The organism is Paenarthrobacter sp. E2MeOHC11, from assembly GCF_058744955.1.
The window spans coordinates 3,185,485-3,203,721 of the sequence record NZ_CP196673.1; the positions used below are offsets into that span (position 1 = coordinate 3,185,485).

Genomic DNA, 18,237 nt, shown 5'->3' on the forward strand with positions numbered 1-18,237 from the left:
CATCCATCCACATAGCGAAAGTATCCAGAACCGGGGGAGAACAAAAGTTACTTGGCGGTACCGGTCATGAGGCAGGTCATTCCGCCTCATATGGCGAGATGTGACTGGATAGTCCACGGGGTTCCGGTTAGTGTGCAGCGGCTACTTTGCCTTGTCATAGGAATCGACGACGGCGACACTGACCGGGAACTCCACGGGAATCCGTCCGAACATGAGTTCCTTCGCCGCTGTAGCCGCTTCCTCGATGGCCTGGATGCAGGCGTCCACGGCGTCGTCGGGGGCGTGAACCATCACTTCGTCGTGCAGGAAGAAGACGAGTTCACCGGAAGGTGAGCCTTCGGCCCGCATGGTCCGCAACCGCCGTCGTAGTTCTGCCAGCCAGCACGCCGCCCACTCAGCGGCTGAGCCCTGGACAACGAAGTTGCGGGTGAAACGGCCCCGTGACCTGGCCAGGTTGTCGGCACGACGCTGTTCCTCCGCTGAGGTGGATTGCTGGCTCCGCAACCAGCCGGCCGACGGCGGTGGGCTGCTTCGGCCGAGCCGGGTAGTCACCGTCTTGCCCGCTTCGCCCTGCCGGGCGGCTTGCTCCACGAATCCGACGGCGCGTGGATACGTGCGGGTGAGTTGGGGCATGAGCCTGCCCGATTCGCCTGTGGTGGCGCCGTAAATAGCTCCGAGCAGTGCTATTTTCGCCTTCGCCCGGTCGCCGCCGAAACCTTGTGCGGCGATGCCTGCATATAGGTCCTTATCGCGGGCGGCTTCGGCCATCTTGGTGTCCTGGGCCAGAGCAACCAGTACGCGGGGTTCCAATTGAGAGGCATCGGCGACGATGAGCTTGTGGCCGGGATTGGCATGGACCGCACCCCGGATGTTGCGCGGGATCTGGAGTGCTCCACCACCTCGCGAGGCCCAGCGTCCGGACACCACGCCGCCAACGACGTACTCCGGGTGGAACCTGCCGTCACGCACCCACGCGTCCAGCCACGCCCAACCATTGGCTGTGTGAAGGCGGGACAGCTTCTTGTAGGCGAGCAGCGGCTGGATGGCAGGATGCTTGGACTCCTGGAGCTCCCATTGGCGGGTGCTTTTCACCTCGATGCCGTTCCTGTGCAGGGCACGCATGAGGTCCTGCGGTGAGTCCGGGTTCAGGCCCGGGGAATTGAGGATGCTCCTGAGCTCGGTGCAGAGCGCTTCAAGGGCGGGAGGTCTGTGTCCCAAAGGCGGCCGGGGGCCCAGAACGTCGGCGAGTATCTGCTGATGAAGCTCTTCGCGCCATGGGACACCGGCGTGTTGCATCTCGACGGCGATGATGGCGCAAGCTGATTCGGCGGCGAGCAGTAGTTGGAGGCGTTGCTTTCGCTGCCCATCCGTGGGGACCTGGGCAATTGCATGCTGCTGCGCTCCGAATTCCTCCTTGAGTTCGGGGAGCCCTGCTTTGGCGATTGACGGCGAAGGGTCCTCGAACAGGGCGCCTTGGTCCGCGGGAGGCGGTGGTGGTTGGAGGGCGCGAGGAGGTGTTGAGTCGTCGTCCTGGGTGAGCTTGACCGCATGCCGGGCATAGTCCGTGTGCGCGGTGAATTCAGAGTGCGCCAGGATTGCCGCGCACAGCGAGAGGTCATGGCACCGCTCCAGCTCGATGCCGTGAGTTAACAGTTCCGGGTACCAGTCCATGGCGCGGTGCCAGACCCAGCGGGGCCGCTGGGCTTCGTATTCACGCACGACGGCGGGCAGCTCACCCCGTGCGACGATGCGTGCGTCCGCTGTCGCTTTTCCTGTGGGGGAGATCCTCTGTATGGCTGCCCCTTCCGGGTGGGCGGCGAGCAGCAAGTACATGGTCTCCATTCTGCCCTGTGTGGGCGGGGCAGCTGTGCCGGTGTCACTGCACCTCCACAGGCACCAAGTTTGCCAGCTTGTGCACATAGGGGGCCGGGTCACTTACCGTGGTTCGCCGGGTCCACCAATGTGGGTCCCATGAGTAAGAGAGATCGTCGGCACAGGCACACCAGCAACCACTCCGGAGAAGCGGAAACAGACGGATCCTGGGTTCCACGCGATGCTGCCGGGATACTGCTCGTCTCCGCAGACCCCTACCTTCAGGAAGAAGCCAAGCGGATAGTTGCAGCCGCTGGCGGAAGCCTCTCAATGGCTGCGGATGTCACTGAAGCTGTTCACGGTTGGGACAGCGCCGACGTTGTCTTGGTGGGCAGCGACGTGCGCGAGTTGCCCCCGCGACGACGAGGGCCAACGGTCCTGCTGGGCAGGGCCGCCGAAGGAGACGGACTATGGAGGCTGGCCGCTGCCCTTGGAGCTGAACGGGTGGCAGTCCTTCCTGAGGCCGCGGCCTGGTTGGCTGAACACCTCAGCATGTCCGGCTCTCCGGACCCTGGAGGCGTGGTCATCGGAATTATCGGTGGCTGTGGTGGGGCCGGCGCCACCACCACGGCAATCTGGCTCGCCCAAGCAGCGGCTGACCACGGTGTCAGCACCATGCTCATCGACGGTGATCCATGGGGCGGTGGCCTGGAGCTGGCCGTCACGGCTGAGGACATTCCCGGCCTCCGTTGGCCTGATTTCTCAGAAACCCGGGGCAGCATCGACCCCGCCAAGTTCAGGGATTCCCTGCCCGTGGCGGGCGGTTTTGCCTATCTGTCGTGGCCTGGAGCGCGGGATCCGGTCCAAGGGCCCGATGCCGGTGCCGTGGCCGCTGTCCTGGACGCTGCACGCAGGAGCTTTGAACTCATCCTGGTGGACATCGGGCGAAACGGCGAGGGCCTGAAGACCCTGGCCTGGGATTGCGACAGGATCCTGCTACTGGCCAAGGCCCACCTCACATCGGCCGTAGCAGCAGGGCGCATCGTCAACGAGCTCCCGCCCGTGGACGCAGGGCTCCTGGTCCGGGGGAACACCACCTCGTCAGTGGACGCTGGCCTGATTGCCGAGTCACTGGGACTGCCATTGTTGGGCGTTGTCCCTGAGATAAGGGGGGTGGCAACCGCCACGGAATTGGGACGCTTACTTGAACTCGGGCGTCGTAAGCCAGTAAACCGCTTTGCCATGTCCGTGCTGGAACTGAACGGGGCCATCCAGTGAACACTTTCGCTGAGGGCACGCGACGCAGGCAGGGCCGAAAACTCGACTCCCTTCTCCTTGAGACTGTGCGGGAGTCTGTGCTGGCGGGCAACGGACCCGTCACGCCGTCCACCGTCGCAGCAGCAGTACAGGCAAGTGGCAGGTTACTGGGCACCGCAGGAGCTTTGGAGGCAGCCGAATCGATCAACGCAGAGCTGAACGGTCTGGGACCGCTGCAGCAACTTGCCCGGGATCCCGCCGTGACGGACGTCTTCGTCAACGGTCCGGAATCCGTATGGCTGGACCGCGGGCAGGGTTTGGAACGATCTTCGGTTCACTTCGAGACCGAACAACAGGTCAGGTCTTTGGCTGCCAGGCTGGTTGCCGCAGGAGGCCGTCGACTGGATGATGGTTCTCCCTGCGTGGACGTCCGCCTCAAGGGCGGCTATCGGGTTCATGCAGTCCTGGCACCCATATCCACCACGGGGACGCTCCTGTCGATCCGCATCCGCCGCGAGAATGTGTTCACCCTGACCGAGCTAAGGGAGCTCGGCATGTTTTCCGAGACCGTAGAGTACGTCCTGCGCGCCATCATGGGGCAAAAGCTAAGTTTTCTGATCAGCGGGGCCACTGGCTCCGGCAAGACAACCCTGCTGTCCACGATGCTTGGCCTGAGCCATCCGAACGAGCGGTTGGTCCTGATAGAGGACGCTGCCGAGCTCAACCCCGTCCACCCCCATGTGGTGACGCTGGAATCCCGGCATGGAAACCTTGAGGGCGGAGGTGCACTGGACCTTGGTGAGTTGGTCCGCCAGGCCCTTCGCATGCGACCGGACCGGTTGATCGTAGGAGAGTGCCGCGGCGCTGAAGTCCGTGAATTGCTGACTGCACTCAACACGGGGCACACCGGCGGCGGCGGGACCATCCACGCCAATACGGCAGAGGCAGTGCCCGCAAGGTTGGTAGCTCTCGGTGCGCTCGCGGGCTTGAATGCAGAAGCTGTCCGGTTGCAGGTTTCCAGTGCCTTGGACGTCGTCATCCATGTCGACCGAACCCCAACGGGACGGAAAGTTGCTTCCATCGGGGTGCTGGCCGACACCCTCGAAGGCCAGAAGGTGGTGCCGGCCCTGAGTTGGCATCCGTCAGGAATGACCCAGGGGCCAGCCTGGCCCGAACTTGCCGCGCGGCTCTCCCCTGAGTCGCCTGCCCACGGCTGGCCCCAGCAGAACGGAACGCCCCGCATCGACTTGCAGGACCCCGGCACACCGCGCAGGGGCTCACCGCGCATGGGTTCACCGATATTCGGGGAGGACGCGTAATGGGTGCTTTTGTCCTCGTTGCAATGCTCGCGGCCTGGCTGCAGCTCAGGGGCCACCGCGCCGATGGCCGGCGTGTTCGGAGGAGCCTGGGGGAGCCTGCGCGCGGGAACGACGGCTATCTCTCCCTTGCCGGATTGTGGTCTGGACGCCTGTGGCGGCGCAAGCGGCGAGAGGCCGTCTCGCTTGTGGTGCTGGTACAACAGCTCGCGGCGCTGCTTCGGGGTGGGCGGGGAACTTCCAGCCTGTGGGAGGAGCTATGGGCGGTGCACGCTCCGAGGCTGACCCACCACGGCAGCACGGCACCGGAAACGGAGCAGGTGACCGCTGGACTCACCCCGGAATCCTTGCTGGTCGTGGCCGCAGCGCGGGCAGCGTCCACTGTGGGAAACCCGCCGGCAGATGCGATTCGCCAGGCGGTCGCAAGGATGTATCCCCGGCGGGGAAGTTCTGAGCGACGTGTGTGGATGGAACTGGCAGCGTGCCTTGAAGTGTCAGAAACAAGCGGCTGTCCACTCGCCGATCTTCTCACCCGGTTTGCTGCCCAGCTTGAAGCCGAAGAGGACGCCGAAGCTGCACGACAGACGGCGCTCGCCGGACCAAAAGCGACCGTCCGGCTGTTGTCGTGGCTCCCGGTGTTCGGGCTGGTGTTGGGGATGGCATTGGGCGTGGATCCCTTGGGAATCTTGCTGGACAACTTTTTGGGAGTGGCTACCTTCGCTGCCGGGCTCCTCCTGACAGTGGTTGGCCGCGTCTGGTCCTCACGGCTGGTGGCGTCTGCAGCCGGAGGCACGTGATGCCCGGCGCTCCGGTCTTACTGATGATTTTGCTGGTGTCCCTGGCAGCATTCGTTTGTTTTGCAGCGCCGATGCGAGTGCGGGCGGTGAGGGCAAAGTTGTTGGCCGGAGCCGACGGGGCAACGGCTCCGGCGGATTCGTCCGGCCCGGAAAGCCGCAGCGCCCTGGCCGACGACACCGCACCGATCGATGGTCTTCGCGACACCGCGATGATGTTGGAGCTGGTGGCGTCCATGCTCGACGCCGGTGCCGGCATCGGGCGGGCACTGGAGCTCATTGCCAGGTGTGCCTCGCCGCCCATCAGCCAATCCTTGAGGCCCGTGGTGGCTGCGCTGGCAATGGGCGCCGCTTGGGACACTGCTTGGCGGAGCCCAAGCAAGCACGCGCCAGAGGTGGTCCGATTGAAGGAGGCCTTGGCTTTTGCAGCGCTGACCGGGGCGCCGTCGGCCTCCATTCTCTACGCACAGGCTGCCCGGGATCGTCGGGAACAGTTCCGGGCCGCGGAGAAGAGGGCCGCTGCCTTGGGCGTAAAGCTTGTTGTACCCCTGGGACTATGCTCCTTGCCGGCCTTCATCTGCCTGGGCATCGTTCCCGTCCTGATCGCGATGCTTCCCTCCGGTTGAGCCATGGATATGGCCCCACTGCCCCTCCACATCAAGCGGTTCGTCAGGGTTATCCACTTGAAGGAATCCCCTTCTTACGGGCAACACCCAGCCACGGAAGAGTCAAATCAGTCGGCGGACCCGCTGGCACTCCTGAAAGGAAAACCACCGTGAAAACACATTCCACCACGCTTCCAGGCATTCTCGACGACAGGCTCGAGGATCGGCCCGCTCCCTTTGGAGTCCCGGAGGCTCCTTCCCTGGAACCGGTGACAACCCAGCCGTACGAGCTCTCCGAGTACGAGCTGGAACCTAACGACCTTGAGCGATTCGATCTTGAGGAAGAAATCGGGGAGTTCGAACTTGGATTCGACGAATTTGAGGAATTCGAGGAGGGGCGACGTGAGGACGATGGTTTCTGGGCGAGGACACAGCTGATGGGTTCGGAAGTGGGTATGGCTACCGCTGAGTACGCCATTGCTACCCTTGCCGCCGTAGGTCTTGCGGGCCTGCTGGTGGTCATTCTTCGCAGTGAAGAGGTTCGCGGCTTCCTTCTCAATCTGATCCGCACCGCACTGTCCTTGCCATGACGTGCGCGCTGCCTGCCCGCCGGCGAGCGTCCTGGAGCAAGCAGGATCGGGGCGCTGTCACTGCTGAATTTGCCGTCGCTTTGCCTGCCGTGATGTTGCTTCTGGCCTTCCTGCTGGCAGGCGGCGCTGCGGGCATCACTCAACTGCGGCTGGAGGAGGCCGCCAGGGCGGGAGCGCGGGCATCGGCCCGGGGCGAAACAGCGGCCTCGGTAGATGGGATTGTCCGGAGGCTTGCCGGGGAGGGCGTTAGTTCGTCGCTGGTCGACGACGGCGTCTGGCTCACAGTGACAGCCTCGTCGCCCGTTGGTGGTGCCCTGGGCCCACTGATCCCGTGGACACTGTCAGCGTCGGCTTCAGCCCGTGCCGAATCCGCCGGTGCCGAACCCGCCATCGGGTCAGGTGTCCCGTGATGCCGTCCCCGATACGTTCCCATCATGAGAGCGGGGCGGGAACGGTTCTTGCCCTGACCTTGGGAGCAGTCGTGATGGCATTGCTCGTTGGAGTGCTCCTCCTGGCGCAGGCGGGGGTGCTGGCGTCCCGGGCCGCATCGGCGGCTGACCTCGCGGCTCTTGCTGCCGCAGATGCCGCGCGGGGCCTCACATCGGGAGATCCGTGTGCGGTGGCGTCGGACGTGGCCGGGCGCCACGATGCAACCCTGACTTCCTGCACCGTGGTCGGAGGGAACGTGGTGGAAGTCGGTGTCGAGTTGGACCACCCCTTGGACTGGGGAGTTGCCACCGGCCGGGCGCGGGCGGGACCACCCCCGTAGGCTGCGGGCGCTGGCTCTTCTGCCTGGGCGGGGCCGTCCTTAGACGGCGTCCTTCAACAGGACTCCCAGCAATGTGATGGCGGCTGCCTTGTCCAGCGGGTTGTTCTTGTTGCCGCACTTAGGGGATTGCACACAAGACGGGCAGCCGTTTTCACACTCACATGCTTTGATGGCCTCCCTCGTGGCGGTCAGCCAGATCTTGGCCTTGTCAAAGCCCCGCTCTGCGAATCCAGCGCCGCCTGGATGGCCGTCGTACACGAAGATCGTGGGCACACCGGTGTCGGCGTGCAGGGCGGTGGAAACTCCTCCGATGTCCCAGCGGTCGCTTGATGCCACCAAAGGAAGGAGCCCGATGGCCGCATGTTCGGCCGCATGCAGCGCCCCGGGAAATTCCGCTTCCACCAGGCCGGCTCCGTGAAGCGAGCGGTTGTCCACCACAAACCAGACGGCCTTGGTAAACAGATCGCGGGCCCCCAGTTCGAGGGGCTCCTCGCCAAGGATCTCATTTGAGATCAGTGCCTTCCGCTGAAAGGAGACAACTTGCGTAGTCACTTTGACGTCGCCGAAATGCACGGTGATGTCGCCCCACTGCACCGAACGGGATGTTTCGAGGACCTCGATCTGGGTCACGTCCCGGGCCGTGGTGTAGAAATCGGGGTTGACACGCCGCACCATGACGCAATGGTCGGTTTCGTTCAGGTCCTCCACAAGGTAGCTCTCGCCCTGGTGCACGTAGATGGCACCCGTATGGGCCTGGTAGTGGGTTTGTGGCGAGTCCATGGTTCCCAGGAGGGACCCGGTCTCGGCATCGACGATGCTGACAGGCCCGCCTCCGTCGGCCCGGAGGTTTACCATGCCTGCGGCGCTCTCCGGATGAGTCCAAAACCATCCGGCGGGCCGCTTTCGGAGGTATCCCTGAACCACCAGCCGATCGAGAAGGCCTTCGGCTGTTGGACCGAAGAGTTCAAGCTCGGCAGGACCGATCGGCAACTCCGCCGCGGCCGCACACAAGTGCGGACCGAGGACGTAGGGATTACCGGGATCAAACACGGTGGCTTCCACGGACACATCAAAGATGGCCTCGGGATGGTTGACCAGATACGTGTCCAACGGGTCGTCGCTGGCCACAAAGGCCGCAATGGCATCCTGTCCGGCCCGTCCTGCCCGTCCAATCTGCTGGAACAGGGAAGCGCGGGTGCCCGGCCATCCAGCCACCAGCACTGCATCGAGCCCCGAAATGTCGATGCCCAGTTCCAGGGCAGACGTGCTGGCGACCCCCAGCAACTGCCCGGACCGCAATGCTTGCTCCAAGGCACGCCGTTCTTCGGGCAAGTACCCGGATCTGTAGGCGGCCACCCGCCCCGGCAGGCTGGGGTCCACCTCGTCCAACAGTCTCTTGGTGATCGAAGCAATGGACTCGGCGCCGCGACGCGACTTGATGAACGCGATGGTCCGCACGCGGGAGGAAACGAGGTTGGCCAGGATGTCCGCTGTTTCGGCTACGGCGGTCCGTCGCTGTTTGGCTCCGTTCTCGCCTTTGAGGTCCGTGAGCGCCGGCTCCCAGAAGGCCACTGTGGTGGAGCCGTGGGGAGAGCAGTCTTCGGATACTTCCCTCACTGGAGCGCCGATGAGCCGTCCGAAGGAAACTCCGGGGTCGGAGGCCGTGGCGGATGCCGCAATGAACACAGGCTCGGGGAAGGTGTTTCCCGCTCCGTAGTAGGCGCAGATCCGTCGGAGGCGGCGCATCAGATTGGCGACGTGGGAGCCGAAGACACCGCGGTAGCTGTGGGCTTCATCCACGATGACGTAGCGCAGCCGCCGGAAGAACTTTGCCCACCAGGTGTGGTTGGGCAGGATGCCGAAGTGCAGCATGTCCGGGTTGGCCAGGATGAAGTTCGCGTGATCACGGATCCAGCGGCGCGACGCAACGTCGGTGTCGCCGTCGTATGTTTCTGCACGAACTGTGGGCAGCTTCAACGCGCGGATCGCTGCAAGCTGGTCAGCGGCCAGGGCCTTGGTGGGCGACAGATAGAGGGTGACGGCACCGTCGTCGTGGATCTTCCCGGGATCGGACAGGACCCGCAGTTCGGAGCGGTGTATCGCGTCCAAGGCAGGCAACTGGTAGGCGAGCGACTTACCCGAAGCTGTCCCGGTGGCGATGACCACGTGCTGGCCCGAGTGGGCGAGGTCGGCGGCCTGGATCTGGTGCCGGTACGGTTCGTGGATCCCCAAGGTTCCGTAGGCTGCCACGACGTCGGGATGCACCCAGCCCGGCCACGGCTCGTTGACGGCTTTCCTGGCAGGGATGGTGTGGACATGGCGCAGCTGCTCCGGGTCCGGCGTCCGGCCCAGCAGGGAGATCAATGAATGAGGTGCAGCCACCGAATCATTCTGTCACTGTGCGGGCATGCCGACGGCGGCACCCGGGGGCGCCGCCGTCGAACCTGGCTCAATCAGCCGTCAGCCGAGAAGTCACGCCCCGGAAAGGTCGGACCCTTCAGCACCGCTGCCGGACATCATGAGCACGTGGCCCACGACGTCCCAGCCAAGGTGGGAGTAAAGCTTCTGGCCGTCAAGGGATGCCAGCAAGAGCCCGTTCTCCACATCATGCGAGAACGCTTGGGCGGCGAGGGCCTTCATGATGAAGCTTCCCAGCCCACGGCGTTGGAAGTCCGGTTCGGTGACGATCTTGTCGAAGACGGCGGTACGGTCCACCACGAAAACCCGGCCGCTGGCAGCCACCTGCTCGCCGGAATGGACCACGGCGTAGTGGACTCCGTTGGATTCGGAGGTGGCCAGTTCAAGGTCGTCGTCGGGCAGCCACGGATCCTCGGAATCCTGGGTTTCCATGTCCACGATCATCATGGTTTGCGACGCCGACGTCACGGTCAGCCCGTGCTGTTCAGCCAGGTACTTGTACCTTTGGACGTCGTTGGTGAGGACTGTCAGGATCCTGGTGGGGGCTTCTGTGGTCTTGCCAGCCAGAGCGGTGAACTCTTCGTCCGAGGGATCATGGGCAAAATACTCCCAATCACCGGTTTTATCGGCGCGAAATGCAGCAGGGAAGCGGCCCTCCAGGCGTGATTCATAGCCGCGGCAGCCGGACCAGCCGGCTACCCAGACTTCCAAGAGGTGCGCAATATCTTCAACCAAGGCGTCTGGACTCATGTAGAGAGAGTATGCCAGTGCACTATGAAGCAACAGAGCCGGATCAGCCCGGGAATCGTTGCTTATGGAATTGTGACTTCTTCTCATGTGCTGAAGCCCGGAAGCGACGGCAGCGGGCGATTTTACTGCACCAAGTACCCTTGAATAGTGGCTTTAAACAGAATTGTGCTCTTCTATGGCTTTACCCCGATCGCCGACCCCGACGCCGTGCGTCTGTGGCAGCGCGCCCTGTGCGAAAAACTTGGCCTCACCGGTCGGATCCTCATTTCGAAGGACGGCATTAACGCCACGGTGGGCGGCGAGCTGAACAACATGAAGCAGTACGTGAAAACCACCCGTGAATACAAGGGTTTCCACGGAATCGACTTCAAATGGTCAGACGGTGACGCCGCCGACTTCCCGCGCCTCAGTGTCAAGGTCCGCGATGAGATCGTGTCATTCGGTGCTCCCGGTGAACTCAAGGTCGATGCCAACGGAGTAGTTGGCGGCGGTAGGCACCTACAGCCAGAGGAACTCCACGCGCTGGTGGAGGCCAGGAAATCCAGCGGTGAAGACGTCGTGTTCTTCGACGGCCGCAATGCGTTCGAAGCCCAAATCGGCAAGTTCAAGGATGCGATCGTTCCGGACGTCGACACGACCCATGACTTCATCAAGGAACTCGATTCGGGCAAGTACGACGACCTCAAGGACAAGCCCGTTGTCACGTACTGCACCGGTGGCATCCGCTGCGAAGTGTTGTCCAGCCTGATGGTCAACCGAGGCTTCAAAGAGGTCTACCAGCTGGACGGCGGGATTGTCCGCTACGGCGAAACGTTCAAGGACAAGGGCCTGTGGGAGGGTTCCCTTTATGTCTTCGACAAGCGCATGCACGTGGAATTCAGCGAGGACGCCAAGACCATCGGTGAGTGCGTCCGCTGCGCCGCTCCCACCAACAAGTTCGAGAACTGCTCCAACCTCAGCTGCCGCACCTTGACCCTCTACTGTGCTGAATGTGCTTCCAGCCCGGAAACACTGCGGTGCCCCGGAGGCTGCGAGGCCGCTTAGCAGCCTCAGAGCCTGCTCACCCTGTAGGCGAAGTTGGCGTCCGACCTGGACCCGACCGTGATGGACAAGATGGCATCCTTGTCCAGTTGAACCACGCTCACCCGCGCATTCGCGCACCCCAGAGTCAGGTCCACGAGAGCCACGTCGTTCAGCCGGACAGCGAATGTCACGCGCCGGGTGCCCCGGCATGCCAGCGTCACCGCATATGTTCCTCCGGGCAACTGAACTGTTTGCTCGGATTTGGACTCACCGGGGTTGAGGTAGCCGCTGCTTGAGTAGAACGACTGCCCCTGCGATTCGGGCAGGGCAGCCTTGGCCCACTCCTCCAGAGCTTCGCCTGTGACAGTTTCTTCCAGCGCCGGATCGGGCGGGAGGGCAACATTTCCGGCTGTGGAAGTGGGGCTGGCTTCTGGCCTGCCGCCGTCCTCGTAGGTATATTCGCAGCCGGCCACGCTGCCGCACAGGACAACGAGAAGTACGACGGCGGCCCTCGCCAGCCGCTGTGGCATCACCGAGCCAGCTGCCTTGCTGCCCATGCCCTGACTTTACGCCGGTGCAGCCGCTGGCTGAAGGGCTGTCAGCAGGAGGTTCCGGTGCGGGTCTAGCTGGCTGCCGGAACCAGGTGGTAGGCGTAGATCAGCGGTGCATCGACGCTGCTCGTCGAGATGCTGAGGGCGCCCGTGCCGGGTACTTTGATCTTCACCACATCGAGGTTGCCATTGCAGGCTGCGGCGGCGTCCGTGATCTTGTTTCCGCCCGATGAGACGGCGAAGTAAGCCTTGCCGCCGCCATCGCAGGCCATGGTGAGCGTGTACGTTCCGGCAGGCACGCCGGGTGCTTCCTTCACCAGCTCATCCCGGTTCAGGATCTTGCCGGAGTCCTCCAGGACCACACCGTTCGCTGCCGGAAGGACCTTGCCCTTCCACGCCGGAACGTCTGCATCTGCGATATTGACCGGGGCCTGGCAGGCACTGACTCCCAGCAGGGCCCCGGCGGTAATGGCAACAAGGCACGCACGGCGCCTTGTGGAGGAGAAGTTGAGCATGATTCCACGCTACCGGGTTCCGGACGGGGCGTTTGTCCACATAGTTCCACGGGGGACCGGCTTGCCTGTTGGACCGCACCTACACTTGCAAGGTGACTGACACAGCTTTCTTGTTTACCGCCGGCACCATTGACGATGCCCCCCGAAGCGACCAGCCCGAGCTGCTCCCGGTGCTTGCCGGGGACCTTCGTGCCATCTCCTACACCGTGGACGGCGTTGCTGGCCTTCTGGGGGAGTCTGCCTCCGCGGCGCTCAGCAGGGACCAAGTGGTCCCTGCGCTCCTGGCCACTGAGCGGTTGACGGATTCCCACGATCCTGCCGTGCGGGCCCTGACTGTGGTTGTCCGTCTCTGGTTGCTCGCGGTCCCGCAGCCTGTCGCAGAGGTGGACTCGGCCTTGCCGGGGATCCGGGCGCAAGGGCTGGTGGACTTGGGCTTGGTGAGTATCGAATCGGGGGTCGTCCGGGGCAAAGTGGACTTGCGTCCCTACGGCTGGGAGGCCAACGCCGATGGCAGCGGCGGTGCGGAGCTCTGGGTCGCCAGCGACCTCGCAGCCCACCAGCAGCCGGGAGTGCTGCGACACGATCACGTCCTTGGCATCGGGCGTGCGTCCACAACGCTCGTCCAAACCACGTTCAGGCAGCACACCAAGCGCGCCTTGGACCTGGGGACTGGTTGCGGCATCCAAACGTTCCACCTCCTGCACCACTGCGAGCATGTGACGGCCACTGACATTTCTGAGCGGGCACTGGCGTTCACCCGCTTCAACCTGATGTTGAACGCGGCGGAGCTTGACCTGGATCCGCGCAGTTTGGAGAGTCGTGTGAGCTTGCGCCTGGGATCGCTCCTGGAACCGGTGGCAGGCGAAGAGTTTGGCCTCGTGGTCTCCAATCCTCCCTTCGTGATTACGCCCCGCACTGGCGGGGAATCGTCGTCGGACCAGTTCACTTACCGTGACGGCGGACTCCCGGGTGATGGCATCGTGGCTTCCTTGGTGCAGTCCCTAGCTGGCGTACTCGAACCCGGGGGCACGGCCCAGATGCTCGGAAACTGGGAAGTCGCTGCTGGAACTGACTGGAAAGACCGTCCCAGGGAGTGGCTCCATGATTCAGGCCTGGACGTCTGGTTCATTCAGCGGGAGCAGGTTGATCCCGGGCAATACGCTGAAACCTGGCTGCAGGACGCATCGCAGAACCGCGAACGCGAGCAGTACAAGGACTCATACGCCGCCTATCTTGACGACTTCGCGTCCAGGAACGTGGAAGGCGTGGGCTTCGGAATGATCTGGCTTCGCCGCCCCGCATCCGGTCACGAGCCCGTCATCAGCCGCTTCGAGGAGATCACTTATCCCGTCCAGCAGCCCATCGGACCGCATTTGGGTGCTGCCGTGGAACTGGCCGATTGGGTAGCGGCCAATCCGATACCTGAAGCGCATCTGCTGGTGGCGGAGGACGTCACCGAGGAACGGCATCAGCGTCCCGGAGCCGCCCACCCCGGGGTCATCCTCCTGCGGCAGGGAGCGGGTCTTCGCCGGACCAATTTGCTCAGCACCGAACTCGCTGGCTTCATCTCGGCCTGCGATGGACAGTTGTCGGTCCGGCAGATCGCCTCGGCCCTGGTGTCTCTACTGGGTGGCGGAGAGGACTTCGACGAGGATGCTTTCCGGGAAGGACTGATCCGGGACGTCACCAACCTGGTATTGGACGGCTTCCTGCTTCCGGATCCCGCGCGGATCAGCGAATGAGCAGCGAATGAGCAGCGACGCGATGCCGTCGGCAATCAACGCCCGCCCGCCCGCAAGTGACCCTGACTACACTGATGAAGTGATTGCGAACAACGAGACATCCCAGGCGTCAGGCGACGTTCCGCGGCGGAAGCGGGCCGAGAAGACGGTTGAGATCACCGATCCCAAGGCCATCCGTGCCTTGGCGCACGCTGCCCGCATCGAGGTCATCTCCGAGCTCTATGCCACTCAGGTGAGCCACACAGCAACGGAACTCGCTGCCCGTACGGGCCTCACCCCCAGCGCCATGAGCTACCACCTCCGGGCCCTCCAGAAGTGGGGGATCGTGGCCCCGGCCGAAAATGCCGGAGATGCCCGCGAACGGCGTTGGAAAGCGGCCGGAACGGACTTCACCATCTCGGGCGGCAGTGTCGCCAGCCCCGAGATTGCCGTGGTTGACCTGGAGCTCGATGCCTTCCGCCGGAGGGCGTCGGCCTTCGCCAGAGCCCGGGGAGAACGCCGGCAGCGAGGTGAAGGGGGAGAAGAACCGGTATCGGTGGTCCTCTCAAGCAACCTGCTGTACCTCACCAACCCTCAACGCAAGGAACTTGCGGACAGGATCCGAGAGGTTGTGCGGGAATACGAACTCGACGATCCAACCCATATACCGGAGGGTGCTGAACGTGTGGCAACCTTATGGTCAATGATCCCGGATGACCGCGTGGCACCCGGGCAATAGGGGCCCACACAGCCACCGAATGACCGCCCTGGTTTCCGTACCAAAACGCAGGATTCTGCAAACTATGGTGAACTAGGCCAATATGGGCACCAGCCCAATTACACATTTTTTCTGTAGGAGCACCGTGCCCAGCAAGGCAAAAACCGGCAAGAAACTCGTGATCGTGGAGTCTCCCGCGAAGAGTAAGACCATCGCCAAGTACCTTGGGGAAGGCTTCATCGTCGAGGCTTCCATCGGCCACATCCGGGACCTCCCGCAGCCGTCCGATCTCCCTGCAGAACTGAAGAAGACCTCGCTGGGCAAGTTCGCCGTCGACATCGAAAACGACTTCAAGCCGTACTACGTTGTTTCCCCGGACAAGAAGAAAAAGGTTGCCGAGCTCAAGGCCCAGCTGAAAGACGCCGACGCGCTCTATCTCGCAACCGATGGGGACCGCGAAGGTGAAGCCATCGCGTGGCACCTCCTGGAGGTCCTGAAACCCAAGGTTCCCGTTTACCGCATGACCTTTGGTGAAATCACCAAGGAAGCCATCCACCGCGCCATGGGCAACCTGCGCGATGTGGACACCGCTTTGGTGGATGCCCAGGAAACCCGCCGCATCCTCGACCGCCTGTACGGCTACGAGATCTCTCCTGTCCTGTGGCGCAAGGTTGCCCGCGGGCTCTCGGCAGGCCGCGTGCAGTCCGTGGTGACCCGCATGGTGGTGGACCGCGAACGTGAGCGCATGGCCTTCCGGGCAGCGTCCTATTGGGACCTCACCGGCCAGTTCGGTTCAGACTCGGGCTCGTTCAAAGCCAAGCTCGCCGCTGTGGATGGGTCCAAGGTTGCCAGTGGCAGGGACTTCAACGACAACGGACAGCTCACCTCGTCCACCGTGGTGCACCTCAACGAAGAACTCGCCACCTCCTTGGCTGCCGGCCTGGAAAACGCTGATTTCCGTGTCCGGTCCGTAGACACCAAGCCGTACACCCGCCGGCCTGCCGCACCATTCACCACGTCGACGCTGCAGCAGGAAGCCGGCCGTAAGCTCCGCTTCTCCTCCAAGAGCACCATGCAGGTAGCCCAGCGCCTGTATGAAAACGGCTACATCACTTATATGCGTACCGACTCATCGGCGTTGAGCGATGAAGCCCTCACGGCATCCCGTCGCCAGGCCGCCGAGCTCTACGGCCCCGAATATGTGCCCCAAAGCCCCCGCGTGTACGCCAACAAGGCCGCCAACGCGCAGGAAGCGCACGAAGCCATCCGTCCCGCTGGGGACTCCTTCCGCACGCCTGCGCAGGTTGCCAAGCAGCTGAGCGGCGACGAGTTCCGGCTGTATGAGCTCATCTGGAAGCGCACAGTCGCCTCGCAGATGGCCGATGCCAAGGGCTCCACTGCCACCATCCGCCTCGGTGCGGTTGCTTCCGACGGACGCGACGCCGAGTTCTCGGCTTCAGGTACGGTCATCACCTTCCCCGGCTTCCTTGCCGCCTACGAAGAGGGCAAGGACGAGAGCCGTGGCGACGAGGAATCGGATGAAGCCCGGCGCCTGCCCAACGTTGCCAAGGGTGATTCCCTGACGGCATCGGAGATCCTGGCTGTAGGCCACGAAACGTCACCCCCGCCGCGGTACACCGAAGCATCGCTGACCGCGGAACTGGAAAAACGGGGCATTGGCCGTCCGTCCACCTATGCCTCCACGATCTCTACCATCCAGGACCGCGGCTACGTCCGGAAACAGGGTTCTGCCCTGGTTCCGAGCTGGATCGCGTTCTCCGTTATCCGATTGCTGGAGCAGCACTTCACCGATTACGTGGACTACGAGTTTACGGCTGACATGGAAGGCGACCTGGATAAGATCGCCAACGGCCAGGCCGTAGGCGCTGCCTGGCTCAAGCACTTCTACTACGGTGAAGACGCTGACCCCGGCCTGCTGAGCATCGTGAACAACCTGGGCGAAATCGATGCCCGCGAGATCAACTCCGTGCCCATCGCCGAAGGCATCACCCTCCGTGTGGGCAAGTTCGGCCCATATCTGGAAAGCTCTATCCCCACGATCGACGAAAAAACCGGTGAGGTAGTTGAGTCCTCTCGGGCGAACGTCCCCGAGGAACTCGCACCGGATGAGCTCACGGCCGCCAAGGCCATTGAGCTGATGGAGACTGCTGCCCCGGAAGAACGGGTCCTGGGAACGGATCCGCACACCGGCCATACCGTGGTTGCCAAGAACGGCCGCTACGGAGCCTATGTCACCGAGATCATCCCGGAGATGACCGAGGAACAGCTGGCCAACCAGCCGGTTGAGTATTACAAGAACGGCAAGCCGAAGCCGCCAAAGAAGCCCGTCAAGGCCAAGCCGCGCACCGGTTCGCTGTTCAAGTCCATGACCGTGGACACGGTGACCTTGGATGAGGCACTGCAGCTCATGAGCCTGCCCAGGGTCCTGGGTGAGGACGCTGAGGGCAACCCCATCACTGTGCAGAACGGCCGTTTCGGTCCGTACCTGAAGAAGGGCACGGATTCGCGTTCCATCGGGTCGGAAGAGGAAATCTTCACGATCACTCTTGAGCAGGCACTTGAGATCTACTCGCAGCCCAAGCAGCGCGGCGCCCGTGCGGCCGTACCGCCGTTGGCCGAGTTCGGCCCGGACCCGGTCTCGGAAAAGAACATCGTGGTGAAGGAGGGCCGCTTCGGCCCATACATCACAGATGGCATCACTAACATCACTGTCCCTCGTTCAACCTCGCTGGAGGAGCTGACCCGGGAACGCGCCGTCGAGCTTTTGGCCGAAAAGCGGGCCAAGGGGCCGGTCAAGAGGACCACTACACGCAAGGCGCCGGCCAGGAAGGCCACAGCCAAGAAGTAGCTTCACTGAAGGCCGGGACAGCAATGGCGAATTGCGTCCCGGCCTTCATCGTGGTCGAGTAGAACCATGACTGAACAGACGGTTTCACCGGATAACGAACCCTTGAACGACCTCGAGGCAAAGCTCGCCTCGGCCGAACAGCCGGACGCGAACCCGGTGGACGTCATCCTTGCCTTCCTGAACAACGAGGTCTATCTCGTCAGCTCAGAAGCCGTGGATGGCCCGGATTCCTCCGTTGAGCCGCTGGTACTTTCCAACGCCGATGGCCAGCCCGTACTTGCGGTCTTCAGCCACCCGAGCCGAGTGGACGAGCGGTTCCTCGACGCTGCCCCTCACGTGCTGGGCACCATGGGGTCGGCGATCCTGGGCAACATCGGGGATGAACTGGGTATGGTCATCAACCCGGGCAGTGAGTTCGGCTTCGAAATCGATCCCGAGGGCATCGCGAACATCCGCCGCGACTTCAAGCGCGCAGACGAAGCAGGGGAGCCCGCGGAATAGCGGTCGCCCAGGCTGCCGGACACCATCC

17 protein-coding genes are annotated in these 18,237 nt (G+C 63.3%); 12 read left to right on the plus strand and 5 right to left on the minus strand.

Annotated elements, in window-relative coordinates:
- Positions 1–141 precede the first annotated feature (141 nt).
- A complete protein-coding gene (locus ACSSVG_RS14920; RefSeq protein WP_492415386.1) occupies positions 142–1,833 on the minus strand; it encodes a bifunctional 3'-5' exonuclease/DNA polymerase in 1,692 nt (563 codons plus the stop codon).
- A 138-nt stretch (positions 1,834–1,971) separates the two neighbouring features.
- On the opposite strand from ACSSVG_RS14920, the gene ssd reads away from it, so the two are divergent.
- From ssd to ACSSVG_RS14955, 7 genes are all read left to right on the plus strand, one after another.
- The gene (gene ssd / locus ACSSVG_RS14925; protein ID WP_492415388.1) at positions 1,972–3,090 is read left to right on the plus strand and encodes a septum site-determining protein Ssd; all 1,119 of its coding nucleotides are present in this window, start codon (positions 1,972–1,974) and stop codon (positions 3,088–3,090) included.
- The gene (locus ACSSVG_RS14930) at positions 3,087–4,388 is read left to right on the plus strand and encodes a TadA family conjugal transfer-associated ATPase (protein ID WP_492415390.1); all 1,302 of its coding nucleotides are present in this window, start codon (positions 3,087–3,089) and stop codon (positions 4,386–4,388) included. The genes ssd and ACSSVG_RS14930 overlap by 4 nt, the downstream gene beginning before the upstream one ends.
- Positions 4,388–5,182 carry a type II secretion system F family protein gene (locus ACSSVG_RS14935; RefSeq protein ID WP_492415391.1) on the plus strand — a complete coding sequence of 265 codons (795 nt, stop codon included), beginning with the start codon at positions 4,388–4,390 and terminating at the stop codon, positions 5,180–5,182. The genes ACSSVG_RS14930 and ACSSVG_RS14935 overlap by 1 nt, the downstream gene beginning before the upstream one ends.
- Positions 5,183–5,205: 23 nt before the next feature.
- Entirely contained in the window at positions 5,206–5,805 is a 600-nt protein-coding gene (locus ACSSVG_RS14940; RefSeq protein ID WP_492415393.1) for a type II secretion system F family protein, read from the plus strand.
- A 149-nt stretch (positions 5,806–5,954) separates the two neighbouring features.
- On the plus strand, positions 5,955–6,374 hold the full coding sequence (locus ACSSVG_RS14945; RefSeq protein ID WP_231341528.1) for a DUF4244 domain-containing protein: 420 nt from the start codon (positions 5,955–5,957) through the stop codon (positions 6,372–6,374).
- Positions 6,371–6,784, plus strand: a complete 414-nt coding sequence (locus ACSSVG_RS14950) for a TadE family type IV pilus minor pilin (protein WP_231341529.1) — start codon at positions 6,371–6,373, stop codon at positions 6,782–6,784. Before ACSSVG_RS14945 ends, ACSSVG_RS14950 begins: the two co-directional genes overlap by 4 nt.
- Entirely contained in the window at positions 6,784–7,143 is a 360-nt protein-coding gene (locus ACSSVG_RS14955; RefSeq protein WP_231341530.1) for an Rv3654c family TadE-like protein, read from the plus strand. Before ACSSVG_RS14950 ends, ACSSVG_RS14955 begins: the two co-directional genes overlap by 1 nt.
- A gap of 39 nt (positions 7,144–7,182) precedes the next feature.
- Here ACSSVG_RS14955 and ACSSVG_RS14960 read toward each other — a convergent pair whose 3' ends face one another.
- Both ACSSVG_RS14960 and ACSSVG_RS14965 read right to left on the minus strand, forming a co-directional pair.
- Positions 7,183–9,525 (minus strand): DEAD/DEAH box helicase, encoded by a 2,343-nt coding sequence (locus ACSSVG_RS14960; RefSeq protein WP_231341531.1) that lies wholly within the window; start codon positions 9,523–9,525, stop codon positions 7,183–7,185.
- A gap of 90 nt (positions 9,526–9,615) precedes the next feature.
- Complete coding sequence (locus ACSSVG_RS14965; RefSeq protein WP_231341532.1) at positions 9,616–10,311, minus strand: GNAT family N-acetyltransferase; 696 nt, start codon at positions 10,309–10,311, stop codon at positions 9,616–9,618.
- A gap of 147 nt (positions 10,312–10,458) precedes the next feature.
- Between ACSSVG_RS14965 and trhO the strand changes: the two genes are divergently transcribed.
- Positions 10,459–11,355, plus strand: coding sequence for an oxygen-dependent tRNA uridine(34) hydroxylase TrhO (gene trhO, locus ACSSVG_RS14970; RefSeq protein ID WP_492415397.1), 897 nt, complete (start codon positions 10,459–10,461; stop codon positions 11,353–11,355).
- A gap of 5 nt (positions 11,356–11,360) precedes the next feature.
- Here trhO and ACSSVG_RS14975 read toward each other — a convergent pair whose 3' ends face one another.
- Entirely contained in the window at positions 11,361–11,891 is a 531-nt protein-coding gene (locus ACSSVG_RS14975; protein WP_231341534.1) for a DUF6023 family protein, read from the minus strand.
- A 65-nt stretch (positions 11,892–11,956) separates the two neighbouring features.
- Positions 11,957–12,400, minus strand: coding sequence for a DUF6023 family protein (locus ACSSVG_RS14980; protein ID WP_492415399.1), 444 nt, complete (start codon positions 12,398–12,400; stop codon positions 11,957–11,959).
- A gap of 92 nt (positions 12,401–12,492) precedes the next feature.
- Here ACSSVG_RS14980 and ACSSVG_RS14985 point away from each other — a divergent pair, with 92 nt between their 5' ends.
- From ACSSVG_RS14985 to ACSSVG_RS15000, 4 genes are all read left to right on the plus strand, one after another.
- Entirely contained in the window at positions 12,493–14,142 is a 1,650-nt protein-coding gene (locus tag ACSSVG_RS14985; protein ID WP_492415401.1) for a DUF7059 domain-containing protein, read from the plus strand.
- Between the two features lie 7 nt (positions 14,143–14,149).
- Positions 14,150–14,860, plus strand: a complete 711-nt coding sequence (locus ACSSVG_RS14990) for an ArsR/SmtB family transcription factor (RefSeq protein WP_231341537.1) — start codon at positions 14,150–14,152, stop codon at positions 14,858–14,860.
- Between the two features lie 124 nt (positions 14,861–14,984).
- The gene (topA, locus tag ACSSVG_RS14995; protein ID WP_492415403.1) at positions 14,985–17,708 is read left to right on the plus strand and encodes a type I DNA topoisomerase; all 2,724 of its coding nucleotides are present in this window, start codon (positions 14,985–14,987) and stop codon (positions 17,706–17,708) included.
- Between the two features lie 66 nt (positions 17,709–17,774).
- A complete protein-coding gene (locus ACSSVG_RS15000; RefSeq protein WP_231341539.1) occupies positions 17,775–18,209 on the plus strand; it encodes an SseB family protein in 435 nt (144 codons plus the stop codon).
- Positions 18,210–18,237 lie beyond the last annotated feature (28 nt).